The 16,521-nt window shown below is 64.3% G+C and carries 15 protein-coding genes; 8 read left to right on the top strand and 7 right to left on the bottom strand.

Annotation, left to right across the window (positions count from 1 at the left end; genetic code table 11):
• Nucleotide 1 precedes the first annotated feature (1 nt).
• A complete protein-coding gene (locus HB675_RS11660) occupies nt 2-721 on the top strand; it encodes a 16S rRNA (uracil(1498)-N(3))-methyltransferase (protein ID WP_213878463.1) in 720 nt (239 codons plus the stop codon).
• Here HB675_RS11660 and HB675_RS11655 read toward each other — a convergent pair.
• The 7 genes from HB675_RS11655 to pilG all read right to left on the bottom strand — a co-directional run bounded on the left by HB675_RS11655 (nt 718) and on the right by pilG (nt 10,341).
• Entirely contained in the window at nt 718-1,335 is a 618-nt protein-coding gene (locus HB675_RS11655; RefSeq protein WP_213878462.1) for a hemolysin III family protein, read from the bottom strand. The two genes, HB675_RS11660 and HB675_RS11655, sit on opposite strands and share 4 nt — an antisense overlap.
• Nucleotides 1,336-1,532: 197 nt before the next feature.
• Nucleotides 1,533-2,009 (bottom strand): chemotaxis protein CheW, encoded by a 477-nt coding sequence (locus tag HB675_RS11650; protein WP_213878461.1) that lies wholly within the window; start codon nt 2,007-2,009, stop codon nt 1,533-1,535.
• Complete coding sequence (locus HB675_RS11645; protein WP_256737521.1) at nt 2,002-6,876, bottom strand: Hpt domain-containing protein; 4,875 nt, start codon at nt 6,874-6,876, stop codon at nt 2,002-2,004. Before HB675_RS11645 ends, HB675_RS11650 begins: the two co-directional genes overlap by 8 nt.
• 39 nt (nt 6,877-6,915) lie before the next feature.
• Nucleotides 6,916-8,961 carry a methyl-accepting chemotaxis protein gene (locus tag HB675_RS11640; protein WP_213878459.1) on the bottom strand — a complete coding sequence of 682 codons (2,046 nt, stop codon included), beginning with the start codon at nt 8,959-8,961 and terminating at the stop codon, nt 6,916-6,918.
• A gap of 8 nt (nt 8,962-8,969) precedes the next feature.
• Nucleotides 8,970-9,509 (bottom strand): chemotaxis protein CheW, encoded by a 540-nt coding sequence (locus tag HB675_RS11635; RefSeq protein WP_213878458.1) that lies wholly within the window; start codon nt 9,507-9,509, stop codon nt 8,970-8,972.
• A 13-nt stretch (nt 9,510-9,522) separates the two neighbouring features.
• Nucleotides 9,523-9,888 carry a response regulator gene (gene pilH, locus HB675_RS11630; protein ID WP_213878457.1) on the bottom strand — a complete coding sequence of 122 codons (366 nt, stop codon included), beginning with the start codon at nt 9,886-9,888 and terminating at the stop codon, nt 9,523-9,525.
• 42 nt (nt 9,889-9,930) lie between these two features.
• A complete protein-coding gene (gene pilG / locus HB675_RS11625; protein ID WP_213878456.1) occupies nt 9,931-10,341 on the bottom strand; it encodes a response regulator in 411 nt (136 codons plus the stop codon).
• A gap of 237 nt (nt 10,342-10,578) precedes the next feature.
• Between pilG and gshB the strand changes: the two genes are divergently transcribed.
• The 7 genes from gshB to HB675_RS11590 all read left to right on the top strand — a co-directional run bounded on the left by gshB (nt 10,579) and on the right by HB675_RS11590 (nt 16,483).
• Nucleotides 10,579-11,529: a glutathione synthase gene (gshB, locus tag HB675_RS11620; RefSeq protein ID WP_213878455.1), complete on the top strand. Its 951-nt coding sequence runs from the start codon at nt 10,579-10,581 to the stop codon at nt 11,527-11,529.
• A gap of 10 nt (nt 11,530-11,539) precedes the next feature.
• The gene (locus HB675_RS11615) at nt 11,540-12,445 is read left to right on the top strand and encodes an energy transducer TonB (protein ID WP_213878454.1); all 906 of its coding nucleotides are present in this window, start codon (nt 11,540-11,542) and stop codon (nt 12,443-12,445) included.
• Between the two features lie 70 nt (nt 12,446-12,515).
• Nucleotides 12,516-13,085 (top strand): YqgE/AlgH family protein, encoded by a 570-nt coding sequence (locus HB675_RS11610; RefSeq protein ID WP_213878453.1) that lies wholly within the window; start codon nt 12,516-12,518, stop codon nt 13,083-13,085.
• Nucleotides 13,085-13,525, top strand: a complete 441-nt coding sequence (gene ruvX, locus HB675_RS11605) for a Holliday junction resolvase RuvX (RefSeq protein ID WP_213878452.1) — start codon at nt 13,085-13,087, stop codon at nt 13,523-13,525. The genes HB675_RS11610 and ruvX overlap by 1 nt, the downstream gene beginning before the upstream one ends.
• 119 nt (nt 13,526-13,644) lie before the next feature.
• Nucleotides 13,645-14,214 carry a bifunctional pyr operon transcriptional regulator/uracil phosphoribosyltransferase PyrR gene (gene pyrR / locus HB675_RS11600; protein ID WP_213878451.1) on the top strand — a complete coding sequence of 190 codons (570 nt, stop codon included), beginning with the start codon at nt 13,645-13,647 and terminating at the stop codon, nt 14,212-14,214.
• The gene (locus tag HB675_RS11595; protein ID WP_213878450.1) at nt 14,211-15,215 is read left to right on the top strand and encodes an aspartate carbamoyltransferase catalytic subunit; all 1,005 of its coding nucleotides are present in this window, start codon (nt 14,211-14,213) and stop codon (nt 15,213-15,215) included. The genes pyrR and HB675_RS11595 overlap by 4 nt, the downstream gene beginning before the upstream one ends.
• Nucleotides 15,212-16,483, top strand: coding sequence for a dihydroorotase (locus HB675_RS11590; protein WP_213878449.1), 1,272 nt, complete (start codon nt 15,212-15,214; stop codon nt 16,481-16,483). Before HB675_RS11595 ends, HB675_RS11590 begins: the two co-directional genes overlap by 4 nt.
• The last annotated feature ends 38 nt before the right edge of the window (nt 16,484-16,521 follow it).

Raw genomic sequence — 16,521 nt, 5'->3', positions numbered from 1 at the left:
AATGAGACTATCCCGTTTTTTCATCGACGCGCCCCTGAGCCTCGGCGAGCACGAACTGCCCGAGGCCCAGGCCCATTACATCGGCCGCGTGTTGCGCATGGCTGAAGGCGATGCGGTGCAGTTGTTCGATGGTTCCGGCAGCGAGTATCGCGGCGTATTGCTGGAAGTCGGCAAGAAACGCGTCAGCGTACGGCTGGACGACAGCTTTACCGGCCAGCCCGATTCATCACTGAGCATCCACCTGGGCCAGGGCCTGTCCCGGGGCGAACGCATGGACTGGGCAATCCAGAAAGCCACCGAACTGGGCGTCAACGAGATTACCCCCATCGTCAGTGAGCGCTGCGAAGTTCGGCTCAAGGACGAGCGCGCCGATAAACGCCTGGCTCATTGGCGCCAGGTGGCTATCAGTGCCTGCGAGCAATGCGGTCGCTCCAGCGTGCCGGTGATTCATCCGCCAGAGCTGTTGGCGGACTGGCTGAAAAACACCCAGGCCGATCTCAAGCTGGTGCTGCATCCAGTCGCCGAGCCGATGGTCAGTCACGCGCGCCCTTCGACCCTGGCGTTCCTGATCGGGCCGGAGGGTGGCCTGAGCGATGCTGAAGTGACCCAGGCACAAAGTAGCGGCTACCACGCTGCGCGCCTCGGCCCGCGGGTGTTGCGCACCGAAACCGCACCCGTGGTGGCGCTGGCCGTGGCGCAGCAGCTGTGGGGCGACTTCTAGACCACGAAGAAAAAGATCGCGATGAAATGCATCAGGCTCCCGGCAATCACGAACAGGTGCCAGATGCCATGGCCATGGGGCACGCGTTTGTCCAGCGCGAAAAAGATGATCCCCAGGGTGTAGAGCACCCCGCCGCCGGCCAGCCAGGCAAAGCCGGCGCTGCCCAGCGTGGCCAGCAACGGCTTGACCGCCACCAGCACGATCCAGCCCATTACCGCATAGATCACGATCGATAGAATCCGCGCTTCCGAGCGCGGCTTGATCTCTTGCAGCATGCCCACCACCGCCAGCCCCCAGACCACCCCGAACAGGCTCCAACCCCAGGGCCCGCGCAGCGTCACCAGACAGAACGGCGTGTAGCTGCCGGCAATCAACAGGTAGATCGACAAGTGATCGACCTTCTGCATGATCGACTTCTTGCGCCCGCGCACGCTGTGGTACACGGTCGACACGCTGTAGAGCATCACCAGAGTCAGCCCGTAAATGGCCACCCCGACAATTTTCCAGGGATCGCCCTGCAGACTCGCCAGCACCAACAACCACACCGCCCCGACAAACGCTGCAGCCGCCCCCACCAAATGCGTCCAGGCATTGAGCCGTTCACCGTGATACATCCGCCTTGCCTCCGTGAACTGCAGAACGTGGCGACTATGCTAACGCACTTGGGTGGCGGATTTGTGGATGGCATCACGGTTTGGCTGGCATTGTTGCCCGCAGAAGCGCGCGATGCTTGTGATGCGGACACGCCGATCAACCATGAGGGCCCATCGCGGGCTTCGCACGCTCCTGCGCCGCCACGGTATTGATCAGCTCAGCCCCTTTGTGCCAACGAATCCAGCAACCCCTCCAACCCTTCCAGATCCGGAACCCGCGCCACCACATCCCCTACCTGCACCGCTGCCAGCTCCAGCGGCGCCAAGGGTACGTCCACGTAACTCAACTGCGCATCCACCCGACACGAACGCGGAATGCCCTGGATCAGCAGCGCGATGAAGCGCCGCCCACTGTCGCCCAGGGCGTTGAGCACGACGATACGTGCGCGGTCACCAATGACGCTGGTGCCGTCGCAGGCGGCTTCGAAGCTCAGCAGGGTCACGGGCTGGTTGCGCCAGCTGATCTGTCCAAGGTTCCAGGCCGGGGCGCCCTCCTGGCGTTCGGGCGATTGATAGTCGATCAATTCGGCAACGGCGACGTTGGGCAGCAGCAGGTAACGGCCGAACAGCGGCAGCAACAGGCCGATCAGGCTGTCCTGACGTATCTGCGGTTGCTCGGGGGCGGTCTCACGCATGACCGTGGCTCCATTGGGCGATGCTTTCCAGCAGACGGGTTTCCTGGAAGGGCTTGCCCAGGTAATCGTTGACGCCGATGGCCATGGCCCGCTCACGGTGTTTGGGGCCTGTGCGCGAGGTAATCATGATGATCGGCAGGTCCTTGAGGCGCGGGTGCTGGCGCACGCGGGTAGCGACTTCGAAGCCATCCATGCGCGGCATTTCGATATCCAGCAGCAGTACATCCGGGCCATGGACTTCCAGCAAGCTCATGGCCTCGACCCCGTCCCGAGCGGTCAGCACGTGCATGCCATGGCGTTCGAGCAAGCGGCTGGTGACTTTGCGTACCGTGATCGAGTCGTCCACCACCATGACCAGCAGCGGTCGCGCCGGCAGGCTGACCGGCGGCACACGTTCGTTGCCGCGATGGGCCAGATGCTGCAGGTGGCGCATCTGCGCCGCGCGTATCTGCCCCAGCAGGTCGAGAATCAGCACGACCTTGCCGTCCCCCAGAATGGTCGCGCCGGACAACCCCGGCACGCTGGCGAACTGCGGGCCGAGGCCTTTGACCACAATCTCCCGGGAGCTGGCCACGGCATCCACCTGCACAGCCACTTGCTGATCATGGGCGTGTACCAGCAATACCGGCAGGGCCTGGGTCTGAGCCACCAGCCGTGCAGGCGGGCCACCCAGCAGCTGGCCCAGGTAACGCAGGTCGTAACCGCGCCCGGCGTATTCGTAGCGCGGCGGATTGAGCTGGTAACAGGCTTCGAGTTCATCCGGCATGACTCGCACCATGCCTTCCAGGGTGTTCAGGCCGACGGCGTATTGCTCTTCGCCGCAGTGCACCAGCAGCGCCCGGTTGACCGACACAGTAAACGGCAGGCGAATGACAAACCGGGCACCCTGGCCGACCTTCGAGTCCAGGGTCATGGAGCCGCCCAGCTGCTTGACCTCTTCGTGGACCACGTCCATGCCCAGACCACGCCCGGAGATCTGGGTGATCTTGGCGGCCGTGCTGAACCCCGGTTGTAAAATGAACTGCAACACGTCGTGGTCGCTGATGGCCATGGCCGGGTCGAGCAGCCCGCGCTTGATGGCCTTGGCCCGAACGGCCTCGAGGGGCACGCCGGCGCCGTCGTCGGCGAGCACGATGATGATCTGCGAGCCTTCATGCAGCAGGTCCAGATGGATGGTGCCATGGGCCGGCTTCCCGGCGGCCAGACGCGCCTCGGCGCTTTCCAGGCCATGGTCCACGGCGTTGCGCAGCATGTGCTCCAGCGGCGCCAGCATGCGTTCGAGCACGCTGCGGTCCATTTCGCCCTGGACGCTGCCCACTTCCAGCTCCACTTGCTTGCCGAGCTCGGCGGCTACCTGGCGGACCACTCGCTGCAAGCGCGGCACCATCCGTTCGAAAGGCACCATGCGCGTACGCATCAAGCCCTCCTGCAGCTCGGTGTTGACCCGCGACTGCACCGCCAGCAGCATCTGCGCCTCATGGTTGCGGCCCATCAGGGTCTCTTTCAGGTCGACCAGGTCGGAGGCCGATTCGAACAAGGCCCGGGACAACTCCTGCAGTGGCGAGTGGCGGTCCATTTCCAGCGGGTCGAAGTCATCGTAGTCGCCCTGCTCGTTGGCGATCTGTCGGCGACTGAGAATCTGCCCCTGGGTTTCGGTGTCCAGTTGGCGTAACTGCTCACGCATCCGTTCAATGGTGATGTCCATCTCATGCAACGCGGCTTGAGCATCGTTGACCTGTTGCTCGACCCGGCCATGGAGCAATGAGGTTTCTCCGGCCATGTTGCCGAGGTCTTCCAGCAGGTCCCCGGCAACCTTGACCAGATCGGCGGTGCCCCGTTCCGCCACTGCCGGCTGCACGTCCGCCGCTGGCGAAACAGGCGGGGCCGGCAGCGGCAGCGGCTGTCCGTCGAAAGCGCGGACACGCTGTATCAATGACTGTGCCGGCTCCACAGGCAGCCGGGAGCGCAAGGCATCGAGCATCTGCGCGAGCCGGTCATGAGCCTGCTGCAACAGGTTGAACAGGCTGTTATCCGGCTGCAAGGTACCGGCCAGGACTTTTTCGTGGATAAACTCAAGCTCGTGCACCAGGTCACCTATGGACGAGGCTTCGACCATCCGTGCGCCCCCCTTGAGGGTGTGCAGATCACGCAGCAGGTTCTCGACCTCCAGCACATTGCCAGGTTCTGCCCGCCAGCGCTTGAGCGAGTGCGCCGAACTGTCCAGCAAGTCGAAGCCCTCTTCGAGAAAGATCTCCAGCAGCTCCGTGTCTTCTTCGGCGATGGTGGGCTCGGCGACCTCGATGGCTGCCGTGTGCTCAAGGCGCAGCAAGCGTGCCGCCTCGATCAAGCTGTCGGCAGCCTGAAGTGGCTGCTCCAGTTGCAGCTGATCGAGCATCTGCGACAGGCGCTCATGGCCGTCGAGCAAGGCCCGTTGCAAGGCCGGCGAATGGACCAGTGCGCGATTCACCAAGCCTTCGTAGAGCCCCTCGAGGGCCTGGCCCAGATCCGCCACTTCGGCGATGTCAGCCAGGCGTGCGCCGCCCTTGAGGGTGTGCAGATCGCGCTGCAGGGAGTGGAGCGGCGCGCCGTTGGCCGTGTCCCTGAGCCAGCGCAGCAGCGCCTCGTCGGCGCTGTCGAGGAGGTCGGCTGCCTCTTCCAGAAAGAGTTCGACAATCGGGTCCTGAGGCTCGGCCGCGGAAGGCTCATCGGTCGCGGCCTGCTCGTGCAGGCGCCGGGTTGCACGGGTCAGATCCTGGATGACCTGCCCGCCACCGCCGATATGGCCCATGGCGCCAGGCTCAAGCCCTTGCGCCAACAGGTCGCGCAACGCCTGTACCTGCTGCGGGCACGGATGCAGCTGCTGACCGGCAGCGATCTGGTCGAGCATGTCGATCAAGCCGTCGTGGGCTTGATGAGCCGCGTCGAAAAACGACGGGCTGACCGCCAGGCTGCTTTCCTCCACCGCACCATAAAGGTCGAGCAAAGCCTCGCACAACTCATCCATGGCATGCAGATCGGCCAGGTGTGCGCCGTGCCCCAGGGTGGTCAACTCATCGAGCAGAGCGGTCAGTTCCTGGCGTTCGCCAGGGTGTTCGCGCCAGCGTTGCAACAGCGATTCGGCGTCGAGCAGGATATCCATGCCCTGGGCGAGAAAGCCGGTGATCAACTGCGGATCGTGACGTATCCGATGTGGCTCGTTCGGCTGCGTCTGCCAGCCTTGCAGCCGAACCGCCAGGGTCGCCTCGAGCCGTGCCAGCAGCTCCGGTGCAGGCGCGCCAGGGTCCTGACCAAGCAAGTCACGCAGTGCAACCAGCGCTTCACTGAGCAGCTGCAACTCATCGGCGTGCAGCAAGAGCTGATGGGCCTTGTACTCCCGCGCCAGCTGATCAAGGACGTCGGCCAGCGCTGCGATGGCATGGGCGCCGGCAACATGGGCACTGCCCCGCAGGGTGTGCAGCGCGCGAATGAGGTCATCGGTCAGCGCTTGGCCGCCCATTGGCGGTGAGGCCTGAAGAAAGCGCGCCAGGCTGTCCAGGTGTGCCTGTGCCTCACTCTGGAAAATCTCTTGCAGCTGGCTGTCCACGGCCTGCTTGCGAGCCGCCAGGAGGTGGGCCTGGGCGGCGAGGAGGTCGACATCATCGTGCTGGCGCTGCTGGCCTTTGGCGAATTCCTTCACCAGCGCCGGCAGCCGAGCCATGGCCTGCTCGACCAGCGCCACCGCCTCGGCGCTGGCATCCGCCTGACTTTCCAGCAAGCGGTTGAGCAAGTTCTCCAGCGCCCAGGCAAGCTCACCCAGCACCAGGGCACCCACCATGCGTCCACTGCCCTTGAGGGTATGGAACGCACGGCGAATCTGCGCCAGCGGCGCTCGCCCCTGGGATTGGCGTTGCCACAGCGGCCATTGCTCATGCAGGCAGGCCATGACTTCGCCGCACTCTTCCAGAAAGACATCGCGCAGCTCGTCGTCCAAGACCGGGTCGGCTGAAGGCGGCAATAGCGTGGCGGGTATCGATTGCGGCAGAGGATTGAGCGCGGGCGCTGCCGGCAGTTGTTCAACGTGACGCTGTGGCAGCGGCATGTTGCGCGGCGGGTGCACGACGCCGGCGGGCTCGTAGCCGAGCATCATCAGATCGTCTTCGGCAAGGTCGAGCAGGCCTTCATCCGGCTGATTGGGCTGGCTGCTGAGCTGATCGAGGTAATAGTCGATGCTGCTCAGGGCATCCATCAGATCATCGGACTGCAAGCGAGCCGGCGCGGTGTCGATATAGTCGCGGCAAGCGCGTACCAGTGCCGCAGCCCGGTCGATGGACAGCATGGCCAAGGCGCCTCGGGCTTGCGTCAACAGCTCCGAGGCTACCGCCAGCGGCATCTGTTCGGCGTCCTGCAAGGGCCGGGGACCATCATCGTGATCGAGAATCCGCTCCTTGACCTGACGCAGGCACTGACGCACCTCGGCGATGACCAGACGATGGATCTGCGCCAGGTCCATGCTCGCGGTGGTGGCGGCAGCCGGGGACGGCGTGACCAAAGCCTGGCTGGGCTCCAGCGAACCGATACGCCCGGCCAGGGTGGCCTCCACGTAAAGCAAAGCGCCGGCCACATCCAGCAGTACTGCGTCGTCCGCTGTCCGAGTGCCCTGGGCCAGGCCCTGCAGGACCGCCAACTGGTCGATGATCACCTTGCGCGGTTGGCCGAAACCCAGCACCGCCAAGGTGTCAGCCACCTGACGCAACGGCGCCAGCAGGCCGTCCAAAGCACTCAGGTGCTGGCGGTCGCCGAGGACGAACAGATCGAGCTGATCCTTGACCCGCACCAGCTCCTCACGCATGGCCGTGACCACTGAGCGCAGGGCGACATAATCGGGCAGGTCAGCCATGTCGGCTCCATAAATTCGAGTCCGGCGCCATCACGGGGCCGTCTGGGCAGCGGGCAGGGTAAACCCCGACACCGAACGACGCATTTCGCTGGCCATCCGCGCCAGGTTGCCGATGCTCTCCGCCGTGGCGGTGGAGCCGGAAGACGTCTGCTCGGTGATCTGCTGGATCACCGACATGGTGTGGGAAATCTGCCCCGCCGAATTGGTCTGCTGCTGGGCGGCGTCGGAAATACTGTGGATCAAGGCAGCCAGATCTTCAGACACGCCTTCGATTTCTTCCAGTGCGACACCGGCGTCCTGGGCCAGCCGCGCGCCGCGCACCACTTCGGTGGTGGTCTGCTCCATGGAGATCACGGCTTCGTTGGTGTCGGCCTGAATCGCCCGCACCAGGGTTTCGATCTGCCGTGTCGCCGAGGACGAGCGCTCGGCCAGACGCTGCACCTCGTCGGCAACCACGGCGAAGCCGCGCCCGGCCTCCCCGGCCATGGATGCCTGGATGGCCGCGTTCAAGGCCAGGATGTTGGTCTGGTCGGCAATGTCGTCGATCAGGCTGACGATGTCGCCGATTTCCTGGGACGACTCACCCAGGCGCTTGATGCGCTTGGCGGTGTCCTGAATCTGGTCGCGAATGGTGTCCATGCCACGGATGGTGTTGTGCACCACCTCGTTGCCCTTGTTGGCGATGGTCACAGAGCGCTCCGCAACCCTGGCGGACTCCGCAGCGTTATTGGACACCTGATCAATGGACTGCGCCATGTCGCTGATGGCCATGGACGCTTCGCTGATCTGCTGAGCCTGCTGCTCGGACGCCACGGCCAACTGGCGGGCAGTGGCCTGGGTGTCGACCACGGCGGCGGCCACTTCTTCGGCGGTCAGGTTGATGGTGCCCACCAGATCGCGCAATTGGTCTACCGAATAATTGATGGAGTCGGCAATCGTGCCAGTGAAGTCCTCGGTGACCGAGGCGATCACCGTCAAGTTGCCGTCGGCCAAGTCTTCGATTTCGTTGAGCAGGCGCATGATCGCGGCCTGGTTGCGCTCGTTTTTCTGCGCGGTCTCGCGCAGCTGGCGGTTGGTTTCGCGAACCATGACCAAGGCGATCAGAATGATCGACGCCAGCGCTGCCAGCCCCAGGAAATAACCACCGATGGTGTCCACCGAGCGGCCCCTGGCAAGGTTCTCGAACCCGCCGGCCAGGTGCGACGCCTCGTCCAGCAAGGTCTGGGACTGGTTGAAAATATTGCTCGAAGCGCCGCGAACCTTGAGCAGCTCGGGAGAGGTTTCGAGAATCTCGTCCACGGAGCCGGAGACAAACTCGAACAGTTCGGCGATTTCCCGTAGCCGCGTCTGGGCGTCCTGGTCCTGCACCTGGCTCATGTGGATGCTCGGGTCACCATTGATCATGCCAGCCAGCACCTGGCCGAAGCGGTTGGCATCGTGACCGAACGACGCCGCTGCCTGCGGCGCGCTGTCGTCTCCGGAAAGCACGGTGTTGACCGATCCAAGGATGCGTTCGGCCAGCAGCGACTGCCGCTGGGCAATGGCCACCTGACTGGCGGGCGCGCCGCGTTGCAGGAGGATATCCACCACTTTGTCGTACTCCACTTGCAGCTGCGGGACGGTCTCGGCCAGCGTGGCGGCCACCTGATGCAGCGACAGTACGGTCTGCTCGCTGGCAAGAATGGTGTCCGTGTTGCCGCGCAGGCCATCCCAGTCACTCTGAACGCGTTTCATCTCGACCTGTACCGCCGTCGGCGCGGGCGGCAGGCCGGTATGACGGTCGCCATTCTTGAGCACGCTCCAGCGGCGCTCGAACTCGTTGCGCGAGTCGCTGAGCAACTTGAACGCCGGCGCCTTGCCGGCGGCGGCTTCCGTGGCGTTCTTGGCGATACGCTGGGACAACACGCGCAGCTCGCCTGCATGGCCGATGTACTGCTTGTCGTAGTTGGACTGGGTGTTGAGGTAGGCGAAGTTGGCGAACAGCAACATGATGAAGACGATCAGCGCGACAAACAGCCCGGCAATCTGCGCGCTGCTACGTGAACGTTCCTGAGTGCCTGCCGATGTCTTGATCATGTCACACCCTAAATCGCCACGTCGCGAAACGCCGCGGCCTGTACCAATGCGAACGGACTGAACACGTGCCAGGCCAGCTCACGCCGGAAAACGCCTTGTACGTAGGGCGCCACTGCCGGTTCCAGCGCTGGCGCCGGCGACAGGTCGAGGTTGTGCGGGGCAAAGTGCTGCAGGCCGCTGACCTCGTCCACCAGCAGGCCAGCGAAAATGTCCTGATGATCGACCACCAATACCCGGCGCTCCTTGTGCGCCAGGCCCAGGCCATGCCCCAGGTAACCGCCCAGGTCCAGCAACGGCAACAGCCGCCCCCGCAGGTTGGCGACACCCTGTACCCAGGGCTTGACCCCGGGCATCCGCGTGGCATGGCCAGGGGGCAGCACCTCGGCGACTTCGCCCATGGGCGCCACGTACCAGACTTCGCCCAGACGAAAGCCGATGCCACTCCAGCTCTGCAGGCGCGTGTTCTGCGACGGCAGGCTGGCAGCGCGCTGCCGACAGCGCTGGTCGATGCCCAGCAACAGCTCGAAGGCTGTACGCGACGGCCTCATGACGGGACCGGCCTCAGCCGGCCAGGACCGCGTTGAGGGTCTTGATCAGGGTCTGCTCGTCCACCGGTTTGGTCAGGTAGTCACGAGCGCCCTGGCGGGTGCCCCATACCTTGTCGGTTTCCTGATCCTTGGTGGTGATGATGATCACCGGGATGTGCGCGGTTTCCGGGTCCTTGGTCAACTGGCGCGTGGCCTGAAAGCCATTGAGACCGGGCATGACGATGTCCATCAGCACCGCATCAGGCTTCTCCTGGCGAGCCAGCGCCACGCCGTCGGCCCCATGCTCGGCCTTGAGCACCTCATGCCCGTACTTTTCGAGCATGCCGGTGAGCTTGTACATCTCGGTAGGCGAGTCGTCGACAATCAGAATTCGAGCCATGGTGTTCCCCGTTCCATGAATGACGCAAGCCAGAGGCCGGCGTCAGGGTGCGTGTTGTTCTACCGCCGCGAAGCCCGGTACATGGGCCTTGATGGCGCCCAACAGCTCTTCGCGGCTGAATGGTTTGGTCAGAAACTGCTCGGAGCCTGCCGTCCGTCCGCGTACTTTGTCGAACAGACCGTCACGTGAAGACAGCATGATCACCGGAATGCTCCTGAACGTGCTGTGATGCTTGATCAGGGCGCAGGTCTGATAGCCGTCCAGGCGCGGCATCATGATGTCGATGAAGATGACCCGGGGATGATGATCGGCGATCTTTGCCAGCGCATCGAAACCATCGATGGCCGTGATCACCTCGCAGCCGGCGTGCTTGAGCAGCATCTCGGCGGTCCGACGAATCGTCCTGGAGTCATCGATGACCATCACTTTGAGGGCTGGCGGTTGAAGATCCATAGTGCGCTCTTGAATCGTTTAGGCGTTGCAGACTGGATCTGCCGGCTGCCCATCGCGCAATCCCGGCATTCGGCTCGGCGACGCACACTTGACGGGTCTTTTTAACATACTCTCCCTGAGCGTTCCATCTGCCCACCGGTTCAGTGCTTTTTCCTTGACCGCGAGCGCTGCCAGCGCCACCCTGACGCCACTTTTTCAGATGCCGTTCTGCGGCCCGCCGACTATGAGGAACCACCCATGAGCGTTCGCCTCGGGATTGTCATGGACCCTATTGCCAACATCTCCTATAAAAAGGACAGCTCGTTGGCCATGCTGCTGGCAGCCCAGGCGCGCGGCTGGACGCTGTTCCACATGGAGATCCAGGACCTCTATCAGGGGGCTGGCCAGGCCCGCGCGCGCATGCGCCCGCTCAAGGTGTTCGCCGATCCCGAACATTGGTTCGAATTCGAATCGGAGTTCGACGCGCCACTGGCCGATCTGGACGTGATCCTGATGCGCAAGGATCCGCCGTTCGACATGGAGTTCGTCTACTCGACCTACCTGCTGGAGCAGGCAGAGCGCGCCGGGGTGCTGGTGGTCAACCGCCCGCAGAGCCTGCGCGACTGCAACGAGAAGTTGTTTGCCACGCTGTTCCCGCAGTGCACGCCGCCGACCCTGGTCAGTCGCCGCGCCGATATCATCCGTGAATTCGCCGCCGAACATGGCGATGTGATCCTCAAGCCGCTGGACGGCATGGGTGGCACTTCGATCTTCCGTCACCGCCCGGGCGATCCCAACCTGTCGGTGATTCTGGAAACCCTGACCGCGCTGGGCACTCAGCAGATCATGGCCCAGGCCTACCTGCCGGCGATCAAGGACGGCGACAAGCGCATTCTCATGGTCGACGGCGAGCCGGTGCCCTATTGCCTGGCGCGCATCCCCGCTGCCGGCGAGACCCGTGGCAACCTGGCCGCCGGCGGCCGCGGCGAAGCCCGGCCGCTGACCGATCGCGACCGCTGGATCGCCGCCCAGGTGGGGCCGGTACTGCGCGAAAAAGGCCTGCTGTTCGTCGGCCTTGACGTGATCGGCGAGCACCTGACCGAAATCAACGTGACCAGCCCGACCTGCATCCGCGAGATCGACAATGCCTTCGGCACGGACATCGGCGGGATGTTGATGGATGTGATTGCCGAGAAGCTCAAGGCTTGACGGGATTGCAATGAACCTCACCACCCACATCCCCGAACAGCTGCGTCCCCAGTTCAATCGTCCCGCCGACCGCCTGGGCCTGACGCTGGTCATCGCGGCGCTGCTGCACGTGGTGGTGATTCTGGGGGTGGGTTTCAGCGTGGCCAAGCCCGAGGAGATCCGCCAGACACTGGAGATCACCCTGGCCCCGTTCAAGAGCCCCAAGGCGCCGAAACACGCCGACTTCCTGGCCCAGGACAATCAGGAAGGCAGCGGCGAACTGGACAAGAAAGCCCTGCCCAAGACCACCGAAATCGCTCCCTTCCAGGACAACCGCATCAACAAGGTCACCCCGCCGCCGGCCTTTCGCCAGCCCGTGGAAGCGCCGGTCGATCCGGACAAGCAGGTGGTGACCACCGTCGCCAACCAGCCGCAGAAGGCCCAGGTCAAGCGCACCGAGGTCAAGACCCAGCAGCCGCCCAAGGCCCAGACCCCGGACGTCGACAACACGCAAGAGTCCAGCGAGATTTCCAGCCTGGAGGCCGAACTGGCCAAAGAGCAGCAGCTGTACGCCAAGCGCCCGCGCATCCACCGCCTGAGCGCGGCCTCCACCATGCACGACAAAGGCGCCTGGTACAAAGACGAGTGGCGCAAGAAAGTCGAACGCATCGGCAACCTCAACTACCCCGAGGAAGCGCGCCGTCAGCAGATCTACGGCAGCCTGCGACTCATGGTCTCGATCAACAGCGATGGCTCGCTCTATGAAGTGCTGGTGCTCGAATCGTCCGGGCAACCGCTGCTGGATCAGGCTGCCCAGCGCATCGTGCGCCTGGCCGCGCCGTTCGCGCCCTTCACGGGGGATCTGTCGGACGTCGATCGCCTGGAGATCATTCGCACTTGGCGTTTTGACAAGGGCGACCGCCTGTCGAGCAACTGATCGTCGCATTCAGGTGAAAATTCGTCCTTCGGCTTGTCAGGCCGACATGCCGAAGCCACACTATCAAGTTATGAAGAACGTCGAACCGAGCTACCTCAAGCATCAGTTTCTGATCGCCATGCCGCACATGGCGGACCCCAACTTTGCCCAGACCTTGACCTACATTGTCGAGCACAGCGCCGAGGGCGCCATGGGTCTGGTGGTCAACCGCCCCCAGGAGTTGAATCTGGCGGATATCCTTGAGCAACTGCGCCCCGATATCGACCCGCCGACAGCCTGCCATGGTGTGCCGATCTATATCGGCGGCCCGGTGCAGACCGATCGCGGCTTTGTCCTGCACCCCAGCGGGCCAACATTCCAGGCCACAGTCGAGCTGGGCGGCCTGGCGTTGTCCACTTCTCAGGACGTGCTGTTTGCCATCGCCGACGGCGTCGGCCCGAAGAAAAGCCTGATTACGCTGGGGTATGCCGGTTGGGAAGCCGGCCAGCTGGAAGCCGAAGTGGCCGACAATGCCTGGCTGACCTGCCCATTCGATGCCGACATCCTGTTTGCCATGAGCAGTGCCCAGCGCCTGACCGCTGCGGCCGCCCGACTGGGCGTCGATCTCAATCTGCTGACCAGCCAGGCAGGCCACGCCTGATGGCGGGCATACGCCTGCTGCTGGGCTTCGACTACGGCACTAAACAGATTGGCGTGGCAGTGGGCCAGGTGATCACCGGCCAGGCCCGCGAGCTCTGCACCCTCAAGGCCCAGAACGGCGCGCCTGACTGGGCTCAGGTCGAAGCGCTGGTAAAGGAGTGGAAGCCCGATGCAATGGTGGTCGGTCTGCCGCTGAACATGGACGGCACGCCCAGCGACATGTGCATCCGCGCGGAAAAATTCGCCCGCCGCCTGAACGGCCGCTTCAATGTGCCGGTGCACACCCACGACGAGCGCCTGACCACCTTCGAAGCCAAAGGCGAACGCTTGGCACGGGGCGGACAGAAAGGCAGCTACAGCAAGAATCCGGTGGATGCCATTGCGGCCCGGTTGCTGTTGCAGGGCTGGCTCGAAGAGAATGCACATACCTTCGAAACCTGAATCCATGTCGGATTGCCCGACCCACCTCTGTTGGACCGCGGCTGCACGGGAACAGGCTCACACCGGTTCCCGAGCAGGCTCGGTCCTGCAGAGACCAGCGCGAAAGCTGAGGACACTTGATGACACTACCCAACCCCGCCGAGTTGATCGCGCAGATGGCGATCGACCTCAAGGCCCATCTGGCTCGGCGCAAGATCGACGAACCTCGCTTCATCGGCATCCGCACCGGCGGTGTGTGGGTAGCGAGTGCGCTATTGGAGGCCCTGGACAACGACGGCCCGCTGGGCACTCTGGACGTGTCCTTCTACCGTGACGATTTCAGCCAGAATGGCCTGCACCCACAAGTGCGCCCATCCGAGCTGCCGTTCGAGATCGAAGGCCAACACTTGGTGCTGGTGGACGATGTACTGATGAGCGGCCGGACCATTCGCGCTGCGCTCAACGAGCTGTTCGACTATGGCCGCCCGGCCAGTGTGACGCTGGTCTGCCTGCTGGACCTGGACGCCGGCGAGCTGCCGATTCGCCCGAATATCGTCGGCGCCACCCTGTCGCTGGAGGCCCATGAACGGGTAAAATTGCTCGGTCCCGCGCTGCTCGCCCTTGAGCGCCAGGACCTCGCCTCTGCCTCCAGCCTCAACCCTCCCAGCGCCGATCACCCAGCCAGCGCCAACAAAGAGTCCCCGCGATGACGCCAACCGCCGCCAAGCGCCCGCTGCAGCTCAACCACCAGGGTCAGCTGCGCCATTTTCTGTCGCTCGACGGCCTGCCCCGCGAGCTGCTTACGGAAATCCTCGACACCGCCGACTCCTTCCTGGAAGTGGGTGCGCGGGCCGTCAAGAAAGTCCCGCTGTTGCGGGGCAAGACCGTGTGCAATGTGTTCTTCGAGAACTCCACCCGTACCCGTACCACTTTCGAGCTGGCCGCCCAACGGCTGTCCGCCGACGTCATCACCCTGAACGTCTCGACTTCCTCCACCAGCAAGGGCGAGACCCTGTTCGACACTTTGCGCAACCTCGAAGCCATGGCCGCCGACATGTTCGTCGTGCGCCACAGCGACTCGGGCGCCGCGCACTTCATCGCCGAACATGTCTGCCCGGAAGTGGCCATCATCAACGGCGGTGACGGCCGTCATGCACACCCGACCCAAGGCATGCTCGACATGCTGACCATCCGCCGCCACAAAGGCGGCTTCGAGAACCTCTCGGTGGCCATCGTCGGCGACATTCTGCACTCCCGTGTGGCGCGCTCGAACATGATCGCTCTCAAGGCTCTGGGCTGCCCCGACATCCGCGTGATCGGGCCCAAGACCTTGCTGCCCATCGGCATCGAGCAATATGGCGTGACCGTATACACCGACCTTGAGCAAGGCCTCAAGGACGTCGACGTAGTGATCATGCTACGCCTGCAGCGCGAGCGCATGACCGGCGGCCTGCTGCCCAGCGAGGGCGAGTTCTATCGCCTGTTCGGCCTGACCACCGCACGCCTGGCCGGTGCCAAGCCGGACGCCATCGTCATGCACCCCGGCCCCATCAACCGAGGCGTCGAAATCGAGTCGGCAGTGGCCGACGGCGCCCACTCAGTGATCCTCAACCAGGTGACCTACGGCATTGCCATCCGCATGGCCGTGCTGTCCATGGCCATGAGCGGACAGACCGCACAGCGACAATTCGAGCAGGAGAGCGCCCAGTGAGCCTCAGTATTCTTGGCGCCCGCGTCATCGACCCGGCCAGCGGTCTGGACCAGGTCACGGACCTGCATGTCAGTGAAGGCAAACTGGTCGCCATGGGCGCAGCGCCCGCCGGCTTCTTGCCCGGGCAAACCCTCGAGGCCCGCGGCCTGATCGCCGCGCCCGGCCTGGTCGACCTCAACGTCGCCCTGCGCGAGCCCGGCTACAGCCGCAAAGGCACGATCGCCAGCGAGACCCGCGCCGCCGCTGCCGGCGGCGTCACCAGCCTGTGCTGTCCGCCACGGACCAAACCGGTGCTCGACACCTCGGCCGTGGCCGAACTGATCCTCGACCGGGCTCGCGAGGCCGGCCACTGCAAGGTCTATCCGATCGGCGCCTTGAGCAAAGGCCTGGAAGGCGAGCAGTTGGCCGAACTGGTGGCACTCCGGGATGCCGGCTGCATCGCCTTCGGCAACGGTCTGGAGAGCTTCCGCAACACCCGTACGCTGTGCCGCGCGCTGGAATACGCGGCCACGTTCGGGCTGACGGTGATTTTCCATTCCCAGGACCGCGATCTGGCCCAGGGTGGTCTGGCCCACGAAGGCCCGACCGCCAGTTTCCTCGGCCTGGCCGGGATCCCGGAAAGCGCCGAGACCGTGGCCCTGGCTCGTGATCTTTTGCTGGTGGAACAGAGCGGCGTGCGCGCGCACTTCAGTCAGGTGACCAGCGCTCGCGGGGTCGAGCTGATTGCCCAGGCGCAGGCGCGCGGCTTGCCGGTCACCGCCGACGTGGCCCTGTACCAGCTAATCCTCACGGACGAAGCGCTGATCGATTTCTCCAGCCTCTATCACGTGCAACCGCCACTGCGCACCCATGCCGACCGCGATGGCTTGCGGGCGGCGGTCAAGGCGGGCGTGGTGCAGGCCATCTCCAGCCATCACCAGCCCCATGAACGGGATGCCAAGCTGGCTCCGTTCGCCGCCACCGAGCCGGGCATCAGCAGCGTCGAGTTGTTGCTGCCACTGGCTTTGACCCTGGTGGAAGATGGCTTGCTGGACTTGCCGACGCTGCTCAGCCGCTTGAGCTTCGGCCCGGCTCAGGCCATGGATCTGCCTGTGGGCAGACTGCGAGTGGGCGCGGCGGCGGACCTGGTGCTGTTCGACACGGGCGTGTCGACGGTGGCGGGCGAGCGCTGGCTGTCCAAGGGCGAGAACTGCCCGTTTCTTGGCCATACCTTGCCGGGTGCGGTGCGGTATACCCTGATGGATGGGCATATCAGCTTTACCGGCTGACAGACCGTATCGCCTGCATCGCGGGCGACACCTATCCC

It is taken from the genome of Pseudomonas sp. dw_358, assembly GCF_018449655.1.
Taxonomy (GTDB): domain Bacteria; phylum Pseudomonadota; class Gammaproteobacteria; order Pseudomonadales; family Pseudomonadaceae; genus Aquipseudomonas.
This window is presented reverse-complemented; position numbering and strand designations above follow the sequence as displayed.